General features: G+C 68.1%; 11 protein-coding genes. 6 read left to right on the top strand and 5 right to left on the bottom strand.

The window, feature by feature from the left end:
• Positions 1–8 precede the first annotated feature (8 nt).
• The gene (locus DL990_RS17755) at positions 9–1,580 is read left to right on the top strand and encodes a dolichyl-phosphate-mannose--protein mannosyltransferase (RefSeq protein ID WP_125799332.1); all 1,572 of its coding nucleotides are present in this window, start codon (positions 9–11) and stop codon (positions 1,578–1,580) included.
• Between the two features lie 114 nt (positions 1,581–1,694).
• The gene (locus DL990_RS41860) at positions 1,695–2,264 is read left to right on the top strand and encodes a hypothetical protein (protein ID WP_233620502.1); all 570 of its coding nucleotides are present in this window, start codon (positions 1,695–1,697) and stop codon (positions 2,262–2,264) included.
• 78 nt (positions 2,265–2,342) lie between these two features.
• Here DL990_RS41860 and DL990_RS17740 read toward each other — a convergent pair whose 3' ends face one another.
• Positions 2,343–4,115, bottom strand: a complete 1,773-nt coding sequence (locus DL990_RS17740) for a serine/threonine-protein kinase (protein WP_125782464.1) — start codon at positions 4,113–4,115, stop codon at positions 2,343–2,345.
• A gap of 184 nt (positions 4,116–4,299) precedes the next feature.
• Between DL990_RS17740 and DL990_RS17735 the strand changes: the two genes are divergently transcribed.
• Both DL990_RS17735 and DL990_RS17730 read left to right on the top strand, forming a co-directional pair.
• Positions 4,300–6,171 (top strand): propionyl-CoA synthetase, encoded by a 1,872-nt coding sequence (locus DL990_RS17735; protein ID WP_125799331.1) that lies wholly within the window; start codon positions 4,300–4,302, stop codon positions 6,169–6,171.
• A 108-nt stretch (positions 6,172–6,279) separates the two neighbouring features.
• Positions 6,280–7,857: a beta-N-acetylhexosaminidase gene (locus DL990_RS17730; RefSeq protein WP_125799330.1), complete on the top strand. Its 1,578-nt coding sequence runs from the start codon at positions 6,280–6,282 to the stop codon at positions 7,855–7,857.
• A gap of 55 nt (positions 7,858–7,912) precedes the next feature.
• Here DL990_RS17730 and DL990_RS17725 read toward each other — a convergent pair whose 3' ends face one another.
• Positions 7,913–8,524, bottom strand: coding sequence for a TetR/AcrR family transcriptional regulator (locus tag DL990_RS17725; RefSeq protein WP_125782458.1), 612 nt, complete (start codon positions 8,522–8,524; stop codon positions 7,913–7,915).
• On the bottom strand, positions 8,514–9,209 hold the full coding sequence (locus tag DL990_RS17720; protein WP_125782456.1) for an MOSC domain-containing protein: 696 nt from the start codon (positions 9,207–9,209) through the stop codon (positions 8,514–8,516). Before DL990_RS17720 ends, DL990_RS17725 begins: the two co-directional genes overlap by 11 nt.
• Before the next feature lie 40 nt (positions 9,210–9,249).
• On the opposite strand from DL990_RS17720, the gene DL990_RS17715 reads away from it, so the two are divergent.
• Positions 9,250–9,822 carry a TIGR03086 family metal-binding protein gene (locus DL990_RS17715; RefSeq protein WP_125799329.1) on the top strand — a complete coding sequence of 191 codons (573 nt, stop codon included), beginning with the start codon at positions 9,250–9,252 and terminating at the stop codon, positions 9,820–9,822.
• Here the strand turns inward: DL990_RS17715 and DL990_RS17710 are convergent.
• Together DL990_RS17710 and DL990_RS17705 are read right to left on the bottom strand one after the other, a co-directional pair.
• The gene (locus tag DL990_RS17710; RefSeq protein WP_125782452.1) at positions 9,776–10,159 is read right to left on the bottom strand and encodes a DUF779 domain-containing protein; all 384 of its coding nucleotides are present in this window, start codon (positions 10,157–10,159) and stop codon (positions 9,776–9,778) included. The two genes, DL990_RS17715 and DL990_RS17710, sit on opposite strands and share 47 nt — an antisense overlap.
• Positions 10,159–11,682, bottom strand: a complete 1,524-nt coding sequence (locus tag DL990_RS17705; RefSeq protein ID WP_125782450.1) for an aldehyde dehydrogenase family protein — start codon at positions 11,680–11,682, stop codon at positions 10,159–10,161. Before DL990_RS17705 ends, DL990_RS17710 begins: the two co-directional genes overlap by 1 nt.
• 105 nt (positions 11,683–11,787) lie before the next feature.
• On the opposite strand from DL990_RS17705, the gene DL990_RS17700 reads away from it, so the two are divergent.
• Positions 11,788–13,269: a helix-turn-helix domain-containing protein gene (locus DL990_RS17700; RefSeq protein WP_125782448.1), complete on the top strand. Its 1,482-nt coding sequence runs from the start codon at positions 11,788–11,790 to the stop codon at positions 13,267–13,269.
• The last annotated feature ends 58 nt before the right edge of the window (positions 13,270–13,327 follow it).

Genomic DNA, 13,327 nt, shown 5'->3' with positions numbered 1-13,327 from the left:
CATGCCCCGTGACCGCACTGCTGACCCGTGACAACGAGAGCGTGCGGCCGGATCCGGTCGACGCGCTCCGGCCACCGAGCGATCGGGAGGCCTCACTCCTCGGCCGCGGCATGCCGACCGATCGCCTGCGGGGCTGGGTCGTCACGCTGGTGCTGACGCTCATCGGCGGCATCGTCCGGATCCAGAATCTGGGAACGCCCACGGACAAGGGCACGCCGGTCTTCGACGAGAAGCACTACGTCCCGCAGGCGTGGCAGATGCTGCGCAACGGCGGTTACGAAGACAACTACGGCTACGAACTGATCGTGCACCCGCCGCTGGCGAAACATCTCATCGCGATCGGCGAGTGGCTGTTCGGCTACAACGCCTGGGGCTGGCGGATCATGCCCGCGCTGGCGGGCACGCTGATCGTGTTCCTCGTCATCCGGATCGCCCGGCGGCTCACCCGTTCCACCCTGCTCGGCGCGGTCGCCGGGATCCTGGTGATCAGCGACGGCGTCCTGCACCTGCAGTCACGCATGGGCATGCTCGACATCTTCATCGCGTTGTTCGTGCTCGCCGCGTTCGCCTGCGTGCTGTGCGACCGCGACCAGGTGCGGCAGCGGCTCGCCGTGGCCGTCCGCGAAGGCTGGATCGACGAATCCCGGTTCGGCCCGAAGCTGGGTTTCCGGTGGTGGCGGTTCGCCGGCGGCCTGATGATCGGGCTGACCTTCGGCGTCAAATGGTCGGCGCTCTACTACATCGCCGCCTTCGGGCTGCTCACCGTGTTCTTCGACGTGGCCGCGCGCCGGGCCGCCGGCGTGCAGCGACCCTGGGTCGGCACGCTGCGCCGCGACGTGCTGCCCGCGCTGTGGGCGATCGTCGTCATCCCGATCCTGGTGTACTTCGCCTGTTACTGGGCCTGGTTCGCGAGCGAGACCGCGACCGACCGCAACTACGTGGCGATCAAGGACATCGATCCGGGTTTCTGGGCGTGGATGCCGCCCGCGTTGCGGTCGCTCGGCGACTATTCGATGAACGTCCTCGACTTCCACGCGAACCTGGTGACGCCCAAGGACAAACCGCATCCATGGGAGTCGAAGCCGTGGACCTGGCCGATGGGGCTGCGGCCGATGCTCTACGCGTACGCGGGCGGCACCGACGCGACCGGATGCGGCGAGTCGACCTGCGTGCGGGCGACGATGCTGATCGGGACGCCGGCGATGTGGTGGCTGGCGCTGCCGATGCTCGGCTGGAGCGTGTGGCGGTCGTTCTTCCGCGCGGACTGGCGCTACGCCGCTGTGCTCGTCGGCTATCTGGCCGGGTTCCTGCCCTGGTTCACCAACCTCGACCGCCAGATGTACTACTTCTACGCGACGCCGCTGGCGCCGTTCCTGATACTCGGGTTGACGCTGATCCTCGGGCACATCCTCGGCGGCGCGAAACGCGGCTTCGAACGGCGGGGCACCGGCATGCTCGTCGTCGCCCTCTACGTGGGGCTCGTCGTGGCCAACTTCGCCTGGTTGTGGCCGATCCTCAACGGCAACGCGATCACCAACGAGCACTGGAACGCCGAACTGTGGCTGCCGTCCTGGAAGTGACCACCTGATCCTCAGCTGACATGGCGGCCTGGATCGACTTTCCCGATTCAAGTGTGACACTTCGACGAGAGTTGTTACTCTCCCCTGGTCAACAGCAGTCCGACAGGGGGCATCATGACGATCCGACCGCTCGGAGCGGCCTGCGCGGCCGCGGCCTTGTTCTTGATCGCGGGCTGCGAAGAGCAGACACCGGGGACCGCGTCACCACAGACTTCGGCCGTTCCGAGCACTTCCGAAGCGCCGAGTAGCAGCTCGAGCGCGCCTACATCGACTACGCGCTCCAGCACTACAGCCCCGTCGGCGACCGCCGGGACGGTCACCAAGCCCGCCACCGGCGGGGCGGTGGCGCATACGCCGGACGGCGCCGCGAGCGTGATGGAGGAGTTCCATCACGCGCTGGGCGCCAAGGACCTGGACACCGTGTGCCGGATTTCGGCGCCCGCCTACGACGGCGGGATGAAGGAGTGCCGCAGCCTCACGCCGATGCTGTTCGAGATGTTCACGCCCGCGGATCTGAAGAACCTGAAAGCCACCCGGGTCGACCGCGCGAAGGTGCAGAGCAAGGGGCCCGACCAGGTGACCATCCCGCCCAACGCGATCGCGCCGAAGGCGACGATCATGGACGGGGATCCCAAGATCTTCACCATGGGCTGGCGCGGCGGGACCTGGGTCATCATCGAGTAAGAGAGCAAGGGACCTTTGCCAGCGTTGGTTAGCGTACTAACGAACGCTAGCAAAGGTCCCTTGCTCTCTTTTCGCAGGTCAGCGCGGGTGACGCTGAGGCTGCGGCTGCTGATGGGGCTGCGGTTGCGACTGCGGAGGGCGGCGCGGGACGATCTGGGTGACCGGGCCGTCCGGCGATTTGCCCGCGCGAGCGAGCCAGCCTTCGACGTCGCGCCGCACGGCGCTGAGCGTCGGGCGGCGGCGGGGTTCCTGGTCAAGCGAAGCGATGAGGATCCGCGCGTGCGCGCTGCGGTTCGGCAGCTTCGACACCGGTTCGGCACGGGCGGCGGCCATCAGCGCGGCCATCGGGGTCTCCCGGGTGCCGCGCGGAGGCTGGCCTGACAGCGCGTAGCTGACCGTCGCGGCGAGCTGCCAAGCGTCCGAAGCCGGGCTCGCCGGCGAGCCCATCGCCTGCTCGGGAGCGACGAAGTCCGGCGTGCCGATCATCATCCCGGTCGCGGTCATCTTCGAGTCGCCCTGGCTGCGGGCGATACCGAAGTCGATGAGATGAGCGAGCCCGTTGCGGTCGAGGATGATGTTCGACGGCTTCAGGTCCCGGTGCAGCACACCTTTCTCGTGCGCCGCGGCGAGCGCGCCCGCCATGGTCGACCAGAGCCGTCCGGCGGAGATGTCGTCGAGCGGGCCCTGCGAGTCGACGATCTCGGCCAGCGAGCGCCCTTCGAGGTACTCCATGACCAGCGCGAGACCGTCGGGCTCCTCGACGAGGTCGTACACGCGGACGCAGTTGGGGTGGTTCACCACGGCCAGCGCACGGGCCTCGCGCTGCATCCGCTCTTCGGTGTCGCGGTCCGGCGCGTGCGCGATCTTCAGCGCGACAGTGCGGTTCAGCTGCGTGTCGACGGCTTCCCACACGGTGCCGAAGCCGCCGTGGCCGAGCCGCCGGACGCGCTGGTAGCGGCCGCCGCCGGAGTTGCGGGAACCCGGAGGTGGCGGGACCGGGCCGGGGACCGCGGCCAGCGCGGGAGGTTCGGGCGCCTGTGCCAGCGCCGTCGCCGGGTACTGCTTGGCGGGCGGGGGCGGCAGCTGCTGCTGCGGTTTCGGAGCGGGCGGCTCCGGGCGGTACGGCTCGACCTTCTGCCGGGGCTGCGGGTCCGGTCGGTTGATCACCGACCACGGCGGCGGGCCCACCAGCGCGACCGGGATCAGCCCCAGCACGCTGAACGGCAGGAACCCGAGCCAGAAGTGCACGGCGGTGTTCGCGCCCATGCCGATACTCGCCAGCACCATCAGCACGAACGGGATCCAGAAGAACCGCGAAGGCCACTTCGGTCCGCGGCGGAACGCGGTCCGTGCCTGCAACATCACGAAGAGCAGCGACAGCGCAGGCAACCCGACCAGCAGGATCAGATAGAAGATGTAGCTCAGCTGCATCCCGCTCGGATAGAACAGGACCTCGTACACGTTCTGGCCGCGACCGAGGTACTCGCTCTGCGCGCCGATCAGCGGGCTGTAGTCGGAGTTGAAGGTCGACAGATCGCTGCCGGAAAAGCCGGACTTACCGCCCGCCTTCGACGACGCGGCCTCCTGGTAGACCTGCGAAACACCGGTGGCCAGCAGCCACGGCAGCAGGAAGACGGCGACGACGCCGATCCCGCCGAAGATGGACAGGGTCACCACGTCGTAGCGATTGCCGGTGCCTTTGCGGATGATCGCGACGACCATCGCTCCCAGTGCGGGCAGCAGCGCGACCAGCGCTCCCGCGGTGCTCGTCGCCCACACCCAGTCCCCTGGCCAGATCCCTGGCCCGAACAGGCTGTGCGCGAACGAAAGCAGCGCGCTCGCTAGTCCCATGGACCCTGCTCCCCTCGCTCGTCGAGGCCGTTTCCGGCCTTTTTGCCCCTAGTCCAGCTTAGGACGCTCCATGCCAGCACAGGGTTGCCGGGTTGTCGCGGGCGTCTCCCCGCCGTTATCACCGGGCATCGAGGTGACCGGAAGTCCATGATGGGTCCGGTACCCGAGCGCGAAGGAGCATTCGATGCACGCCGAGACGTATCTGCGGAGCCTCGAAGACCCGGAGGGTTTCTGGCTCGAAGCCGCACAGGCGATCGACTGGACCCGTCCGCCGACGCAGGCCCTCGACGCGTCGAAGGCGCCCTTCTACCGCTGGTTCCCGGACGGGGAGCTGAACACTGCGTTCAACGCGCTCGACCGGCATGTCCGCGACGGCCGCGGCGAGCAGACCGCGCTGATCTGGGATTCTCCCGTCACCGATTCGGTACGCCGGTTCACCTACGCGGAACTGCTGGACGACGTGGCGCGCTTCGCCGGCGCGCTCGCGTCTCTCGGTGTCGGGAAGGGCGACCGCGTCATCGTGTACATGCCGATGGTCCCCGAGGCCGCGGTCGCGATGCTCGCGTGCGCCCGGCTCGGCGCGGTGCACTCGGTGGTGTTCGGCGGGTTCGCGCCCAAGGAGCTGGCGGCGCGGATCGAGGACGCGAAACCCAAAGTCATCGTGGCCGCCTCGTGCGGGATCGAGCCGACGCGGGTCGTCGAATACAAGCCGATCATCGACGAGGCGCTCGCGGGTACCGCCCATCAGCCGGACAAGGTCGTGGTGTTGCAGCGGGAGCGTGCTCGCGCCGAGATGGGAGCACGCGACGCGGACTGGACCGAACTGGTCTCGAAGGCATCCCCCGCCGACCCGGCGCCGGTCGCCGCCACCGATCCGCTGTACATCCTGTACACCTCCGGCACCACGGGGAAACCGAAGGGCGTCGTGCGCGACACCGGCGGGCACGCGGTCGCGCTGGCCTGGTCGATGGGCGCGATCTACGACATCCGGCCCGGTGACGTGTGGTGGACGGCGTCCGACGTCGGCTGGGTCGTCGGCCATTCCTACATCGTGTACGCGCCGCTCCTCATCGGCGCGACATCGGTCATGTACGAGGGCAAACCGGTCGGGACCCCGGACGCCGGCGCGTTCTGGCGAGTCATCGCCGACCACGGAGTGAAGGCGTTGTTCACCGCGCCGACGGCGTTGCGGGCGATCAAGAAGGTCGACCCTGACGCGGCCGAAATCGAGAAATACCAGCTCAGCGAGTTCAAAACGTTGTTCATGGCCGGTGAACGGCTCGATCCGGAGACCTATCACTGGGCGCACGACAAGCTCGGCGTGCCGGTGATCGACCACTGGTGGCAGACCGAGACCGGCTGGCCGATCGCGGCGAACCCGCGCGGGCTGGAGCCGATGCCGGTCAAACCCGGTTCCGCGACGAAACCGGTGCCGGGGTGGGACGTACGGATCCTGGACCAGGCGGGCGAGCCGGTCCCGGCCGGCCGGGAAGGCGCCATCGCCATCAAGCTGCCACTCCCGCCGGGATCGCTGCCCACGTTGTGGCAGGACGACGAGCGGTATCGCGAGGCGTACCTTTCGCGGTACGACGGCCACTACCTGACGGGTGACTCCGGATACGTCGACGAAGACGGCTACCTGTTCGTCATGGGCCGCACCGACGACGTCATCAACGTCGCGGGCCACCGGCTTTCGACCGGTTCGATGGAGGCCGTGCTGGCTTCACACCCCGCCGTCGCCGAATGCGCGGTGATCGGCGTCCGGGACCAGCTCAAGGGGCAGCTTCCGCGCGGGTTCGTGGTGCTGAAGTCTGGCGTGGACTTCGACGCCGAAACACTCAAGGCCGAATTGGTCGCGCTGGTGCGGCGCGACATCGGGCCGGTCGCTGCGTTCCGTGACGTGTCCATTGTGGACGCGTTGCCGAAGACGCGCTCCGGGAAGATCCTGCGCAAGACCATGCGCGGGATCGCCGACAACCGCGACGAGCAGGTGCCTTCGACCATCGAAGACGCGAGTGTTCTCGACGCCTTGAAAGCGGTTCTGCGCGGCGGGTGACCGGTGATCGGCACGGTGTACTGGTCCGATCGGGTGTTGTCGTGTTTGCCCTATTGGTCTATACCTCTATGAGCAGAGAGTCTCCAGGTACCCGACCGGAGGTGCTCCATGAGTAAACGCCTGTCCAGAACCGTGCTCGGCGTGGCCGTCCTGAGTCTCGTGACGTTCGGCCTGCCCACGACGGCGAGCGCGGGACAGCACGCGAAAGCCGAACGGACCGTCGCCGAGGTCGTTCCCGCGCCTGTCGACGCGAAGCCCGATCCTCGCGCGAACTTCCGGCTCAACCCCGCCACCGTCATCCGCACCGACCGCGAAGGCAAGCAGGTCGCCGAGTACCTGGCCGGACTGCTCCGGCCCGCCACCGGCTACCGGTTGCCCGTCGTCACCGGCCACCGCGGCGGCCCGGCCATCTCCCTCGAAACCGGTCGCGCGAGCGACCGGGTCGGCACCGAGGGCTACCAGCTCAAGGTCTCCTCTTCCGGCGTGACACTGAAGGCGAACACCGACGAGGGCCTGTTCCTCGGAGTGCAGACACTGCGCCAGCTGTTCCCGTCGGCGATCGAGGCGAAGACCGTCCAGAAGCGGTCATGGGTGGTTTCGGGCGGCACAGTGCTCGACTATCCGCGCTTCGGCTACCGCGGCGCGATGCTCGACGTCGCCCGGCACTTCTTCACGCCGGCGCAGGTCAAGCTCTACATCGACCAGATCGCGCAGTACAAGATCAACACGCTCCACCTGCACCTGAGCGACGACCAGGGCTGGCGGATCGAGATCAAGAGCTGGCCGAAGCTGGCGACCGTGGGCGGGCAGACGGCCGTCGGCGGCGCCCCCGGCGGGTACTACACGCAGGAGCAGTACAAGGACCTGGTGCGCTACGCGGCTTCGCGGCACATCACGATCGTTCCCGAAATCGACATGCCGGGGCACACGAACGCGGCCCAGCACTCCTACGCCGAACTGAACTGCGACGGGGTCGCGGTGCCGCCGCGCACCGACATCGAGGTCGGCTACAGCTCGCTGTGCATCAACAAGGACATCACCTACAAGTTCGTCGACGACGTCATCCGCGAACTGTCGGCGATCACCCCCGGGAAGTACATCAACATCGGCGGCGACGAGGCCCACTCGACCACCCCGGCGGACTACCAGACCTTCGCCACGAAGGTGCATCCGATCGTCGCGAAGTACGGCAAGACGATCACCGGCTGGCACGACATCGCCAAGACGAAACCGCCGGTTTCGGCCGTTCCGCAGTTCTGGGGCACGACCGGCACGGACGCCAACGTGGCCGAGGCCGCGGCACGCGGCAACAAGATCCTGATGTCGCCCGCGAACAAGGCGTACCTGGACATGAAGTACCACCCGGGGACGCCGCTCGGCCTGGACTGGGCCGCGCTGATCGAGGTCAAGGACGGCTACGACTGGGATCCGGCCACGTATCTGCAGGGCGTGTCGGAGAAGAACGTCATCGGCGTCGAGGCGCCGCTGTGGTCGGAAACGCTGATCACCAGTGACAACATCGAGTTCATGGCGTTCCCGAGGCTGCCGGGGCACGCCGAGATCGGCTGGTCACCGAAAGCTTCCCGGACTTGGGACGCGTACCGGCTCCGGCTGGCGAAGCAGAGCCCGCGGTGGGTTCAGCAGGGCATCGACTTCTACCGGTCCACGCAGGTCGACTGGAAGTAGCGCTCAAGTGCAATGAAAGGCTCCTTCATTGCGAAATTTGCAATGAAGGAGCCTTTCATTGCACGGCCGCGGCGTCGAGGCGGGCGGTGATGGCGGCGCGGGCCAGCGCGTAAGGCTCCGTGCCGCCGAACATCACCGAATCGGCGTTCGCGGCCCGGCCGAGCGCGTGCAGTTCGAAGGCCAGCCGGTTCACATCGACGGACTCCAGCAGGTGCCCGGCCTTCCGCGCCTCGACGACGGTGGACCGGATGAACTGGGCGAAGCCCCGGCTCGCCTTCGCGACCGCGTCGTGGACCCGGCCGGTCCGCGCGTCGAACTCGGCGCCGGCGTTGAAGAAGAAACAGCCGCCCGGGAAGACGCGGCGTTCCGAGTAGTCGAGCCAGTTCGCGCAGAGCGCGCGCAGCCGGGCGATGCCCTGCTCGGCCTCCAGTGTCGGCTCGACGACGTTCTCCGCGAAGATCGCGCTCGCCGTCTCGACCGCCGCGAGCTGCAATTCCTCCTTGGAACCGAACAGTGCGAACACCCCGGATTTGCTCAGTTCCAGCTCGGTGGCGAGCCTGCCGAGGGACAACCCGTCGAGTCCTTCGACGGACGCGATGTCGACGGCGCGCCGGAGCACGATCCGCCTCGTCGCGTCGCCGCGGGCCACCCGGCCGTCAACCGGCATTCCGTTCCTCTCGCCGCCGTTTCGCCGATTCCAGGCCGTCACGGTACTGCCGGGAAAGCGCCGGCGCCGCGAGCACCCGGTCCAGCAGCGCCCAGTACGCGTCCCGGCGGCCCTCGTCCAGCTGGGCGACATTGGTGAACGACGCGACGTACACCTCGGCGATCGTCGGGTTCACCGGATCGCGTTCTTCGAGCGTCATCCGTCCCGAGGTGGGGACCTCACCCGTCCGGAGCACCCGCAGGTACCAGCCACTGCGGCCGGAGTCGATCATCGCCGGGATGACGTCCTTGCGGCCGGTCTTCATCGCGAGTTTGAAGCACGGCGTCCGCGGCTGCGAGACCTGGACCAGCGCCTCTCCCCAAGCCCAGACATCGCCGACACGCACGTCGTACTCATCGGCGCCGGTCACCGACGCGTTCTCCCCGAAGTCGCCCGCGACCACCGGAAAACCCTGCTCCGACCAGGCCGCGTAGTGCGTCGCGGGGTAGACGTAGACCGCTTTGTCGACGCCACCGTGGACACTCCGGTCCGCCTGATCGTCACCGGCCAGATTGATCTCGTCCAGCTTCAAGAACGGCGCCTCCACCCGCGATTTCGCGATGGCGCTGTACACCGGTACGTCGCGCTTCGTTCCCAGCACGGACGGCCGCCCGACGAAGACCTCGTTCACCTCGAGTGTGCTCACACCCTAGAATATAGCACGATCGTTCGTATACTTTGACCCCATGGACTTCCTCGCACTGACGACCCGGGCACATCACGCCACCGGAACCACGATCGCCGGAATCGGCGCGGACGACTGGGACCGCTCGACCCCCTGCGCCGAATGGACCGTCCGCGACATCGTGAAACACCTGATCGACAACAACGAGCACCGCGCCGCGCAGGCGGCAGGCCTTCCCAGGAAAACCCGGCCGACAGCGGACGACGACCTCGCCACGTCCTATGAAGAGAGTTCCGCCGAGTTCCTCGCGGCCTTCGGCGCCCAGGCGCTCGAAAAGACCTTCGACTTCGGGAACTTCGGCCCGCTCCCCGGCAAGAACGCCTTGGCCGTGCTGTTCGTCGACACGCTCACCCACGACTGGGACCTCAATACCGCCCTCGGCCGTGAACACCGTTGGGACGACGAGCTCGCGGCGGCCGCGTTGAGGGTGGCGAGCCGCTACCCCGACGTGATGCCGGTGCGCGGGCCCGGCGGCGCCTTCGACCACGCTGTCGAGGCACCGCCGGGCGCCGCGCCGGGCGACCGGCTCATCGCGTTGCTCGGCCGTTCAGCTCAGCCGACTCTTCGTCGCTGAACAGCCGGGATCGGACCAGGAAGCGGACTCCTTCGGGCGCCTCCAAGGAGAATCCGCTGCCCCGGCCCGGAACGACGTCGATGGTCAGATGCGTGTGCTTCCAGTACTCGAATTGGGGGCCCGACATCCACACCGGAACGTCGTCGATGCCCTCGACGCTCAGGTCACCAAGGTGGACATCGGACGCCCCGGTGCGGAATTCGCCTGCCGGGTAACACATCGGGGCGCTCCCGTCGCAGCATCCGCCGGACTGGTGGAACATCACCGGCCCGTGGAGTGACACCAACCGCCGCAGAAGATCCGCGGCGGCCGGTGTCAAGCCGACCCGCTCGGCCATCAGAAGAACCCGAGCGCACTGTCCGAATAGGACACGAGCATGTTCTTGGTCTGCTGGTAGTGGTCCAGCATCATCTTGTGGTTCTCGCGCCCGATCCCGGACGCCTTGTAGCCGCCGAAGGCCGCGTGCGCCGGGTAGGCGTGGTAGTTGTTGACCCACACCCGGCCCGCCTGGATGTCGCGCCCGGCGCGGTAGGCGGTGTTGCCGTCACGCGACCAGACACCGGCGCCGAGGCCGTACAGCGTGTCGTTGGCGATCTTCAGCGCGTCGGCGTAGTCGTCGAACCTGGCCACCGAGACGACCGGGCCGAAGATCTCCTCCTGGAAGATCCGCATCTTGTTGTCGCCTTCGAACACCGTCGGCTGCACGTAGTACCCGCCGGACAGTTCGCCGCCGAGGTCGCTGCGCTCGCCGCCGGTGAGGATCTTCGCGCCTTCCTTCTGGCCGATGTCGATGTAGGAAAGGATCTTCTCCAGCTGGTCGTTGGAGGCCTGCGCGCCGATCTGCGTCTCGGTGTCGAGCGGATGGCCCTGCTTGATCTTCTTGACCCGCTCGACGGCGTCGCCGAGGAACCGGTCGTAGATGCCGGACTGGATCAGCGCCCGCGATGGGCAGGTGCAGACCTCGCCCTGGTTCAGCGCGAAGAGCGCGAAACCTTCCTGCGCCTTGTCGTAGAACGCGTCGTTGGCCGCGGCGACGTCGTCGAAGAAGATGTTCGGGCTCTTGCCGCCGAGTTCGACGGTGACCGGGATGATGTTCTCGCTGGCGTACTGCAGGATCAGCCGTCCGGTGGTGGTCTCGCCGGTGAACGCGACCTTCCGCACGCGGTTGCTCGACGCGAGCGGCTTGCCCGCCTCGACGCCGAAACCGTTGACGATGTTCAGCACGCCAGGCGGGATCAGGTCGCCGATGAGCGACATCAGCAGGTGGATCGACGCCGGGGTCTGCTCGGCGGGTTTGAGCACGATCGCGTTGCCCGCGGCGAGCGCGGGCGCGAGCTTCCAGACCGCCATGAGCAGCGGGAAGTTCCACGGGATGATCTGGGCGACGACGCCGAGCGGTTCGTGGAAGTGGTAGGCGACGGTGTTGTCGTCGATCTGGGAAATGCCGCCCTCCTGAGCGCGCAGGGCGCCGGCGAAGTAGCGGAAGTGGTCGATCGCGAGGGGGATGTCGGCGGCGAGGGTCTCGCGGACCGGTTTGCCGTTCTCCCACGATTCGGCGACGGCGATCGCTTCGAGGTTCTGTTCCATCCGGTCGGCGATCCGCAGCAGCACGTTCGACCGCTCGTCCACCGACGTCCGGCCCCAAGCCGCGGCCGCGCCTTCCGCCGCGTCGAGCGCGCGGTCGATGTCGGCGGCGGTGCCGCGGGCGATCTCGGTGAACACCTGTCCGGTCACCGGGGTCGGGTTCTCGAAGTACTGACCGCTCGCGGGCGGTACGTACTCGCCTCCGATGTAGTGGTCGTAGCGCGACTCGTAGCTGACGACGCTGCCTTCGGTGTTCGGTGCCGCGTACTTGGCCATCTTTCCTGCCTCATCGCTAGGGGTGACGGATGGCGGCGAAGCTAGGCCGGGTGAGGTTGCACGCACGTTGCAACGAAGTGAGCGCGGTCACCTATCCTCGGAAACGTGGCGGAGCTGCCCGGAGGTGAAGCGTCGCCGCGTGACCCTCAGGCGTACGCGCGGCTGCTGAAGGACGTCCACGACGCCGTCCTCTCCGGTGTTCCCGCGCCGCGTTCCCCCAGGTCGATCGTGTCGGCTTCGTGGAATCGCTCGCTCGCCGCGCGTGTCGACCCGGACAAGGGCGTCGCGCCATTGGTCTACGACTCCGGCGAAGTGCACGGGCTGCGCGACGAGCATCCGCTGGCGCCGGTGCTGCCGATCCTGCGGCAGACGCTGGTGAGCATCGCCGACGACGCCGAGCACATGATGATCGTGACCGATGCGGCCGGGCACATCCTGTGGCGTGAGGGTGCGGCGGGTGTGCTGCGGCGCGCGGACGGCGTGATGCTCGCCGAAGGCACCCGGTGGAGTGAAGACGTCATCGGGACGAACGCGATGGGCACCACGCTCGCCACCGGGGAACCGGTGCAGATCTACTCGGCCGAACATCTGGTGCGGACCTATCACGGCTGGACCTGCGCGGCGGCGCCCGTGCGCGATCCGGAGACCGGTGCGCTGCTCGGGTCGATCGACGTCAGCGGTCCGCTGCGGACGGTCCATCCCGCGATGCTCGCGCTGGTGACGGCGGCCGCGCAGCTCGCCGAAGGCCAGTTGCGGGCGCGGCTCGCGATGCGTGACGAACGGCTGCGGGCCGCGAACATGACTCACCTGGAAGCGTTACGCGGCGCGCCGGGAGCCCTGCTGTCGGCGAAGGGTCGCGTGCTGGCGGCCGAAGCCTGTGGCGATCTTCCCTCCACTGTGGACATCCGGCCCGGCGGCGGCGCGGTCACCCTGCCCGACGGACGGCTCGGCACGGTGGAGCCGTTGACCGAGGGCTACCTGCTGCGCCTCCGGAACCGGGCTCCGTCGAGGCGTCCCCGGCTCGCGCTGGAGTTCCTCACCGATGGGTTTCCATCGACCACAGTGGACGGCCGCGAGGTGCCGTTCACCTTGCGGCACGCGGAGATCCTCACTCTGCTCGCCCTGCATCCGGGCGGCCTTTCGGCGGAGCGACTGGCCTTGCTGCTCTACGGCGAGAGCGGCAACCCGGTGACCGTGCGCGCGGAGATCCACCGGCTGCGGACACAGCTCGGATCGGACATCGTGCAGACGCGGCCGTACCGGCTTTCCGCCGAGGTGGACGCCGACTTCCTGCGGGTCCGCGCGGCGCTCAGGACGGGCGACGTCCTCGGCGCCGCGAAAGCGTTCCGCGGTCCGCTGCTGCCCGAATCGGAGTCGCCCGCCGTGCGCGAGGAGCGCGAGTCGGTCACCGCGTCGGTCCGCCGCGTCGCGCTCGGCAGCGGGGACGCGGCGGCGCTGTGGTCGTACTGGGAGACGCCGTGCGGGGCCGACGACCTGGAGATCGTCGACGCGCTGTGCCGGGTGCTCCCGGACGGCGATCCGCGGCGCGCCGTCGCCTTCACCCATCGTGCTCGCCTGGAGCACTGAGTAGACAGCGTCTACATCAGTTTGATAGACAGTGTCTACAAGGTGAACTCGCGGTTAC

Source organism: Amycolatopsis sp. WAC 01416 (assembly GCF_003947485.1).
Lineage (GTDB): Bacteria > Actinomycetota > Actinomycetes > Mycobacteriales > Pseudonocardiaceae > Amycolatopsis.
This window is presented reverse-complemented; position numbering and strand designations above follow the sequence as displayed.

Coding starts and splice junctions, on each gene's coding strand:
- DL990_RS17705 (WP_125782450.1), bottom strand. CDS start 11,682: ATGGCCAAGTACGCGGCACCGAACACCGAAGGCAGCGTCGTCAGCTAC.
- DL990_RS41860 (WP_233620502.1), top strand. CDS start 1,695: ATGACGATCCGACCGCTCGGAGCGGCCTGCGCGGCCGCGGCCTTGTTC.
- DL990_RS17715 (WP_125799329.1), top strand. CDS start 9,250: ATGGACTTCCTCGCACTGACGACCCGGGCACATCACGCCACCGGAACC.
- DL990_RS17740 (WP_125782464.1), bottom strand. CDS start 4,115: ATGGGACTAGCGAGCGCGCTGCTTTCGTTCGCGCACAGCCTGTTCGGG.
- DL990_RS17725 (WP_125782458.1), bottom strand. CDS start 8,524: ATGCCGGTTGACGGCCGGGTGGCCCGCGGCGACGCGACGAGGCGGATC.
- DL990_RS17735 (WP_125799331.1), top strand. CDS start 4,300: ATGCACGCCGAGACGTATCTGCGGAGCCTCGAAGACCCGGAGGGTTTC.
- DL990_RS17730 (WP_125799330.1), top strand. CDS start 6,280: ATGAGTAAACGCCTGTCCAGAACCGTGCTCGGCGTGGCCGTCCTGAGT.
- DL990_RS17710 (WP_125782452.1), bottom strand. CDS start 10,159: ATGGCCGAGCGGGTCGGCTTGACACCGGCCGCCGCGGATCTTCTGCGG.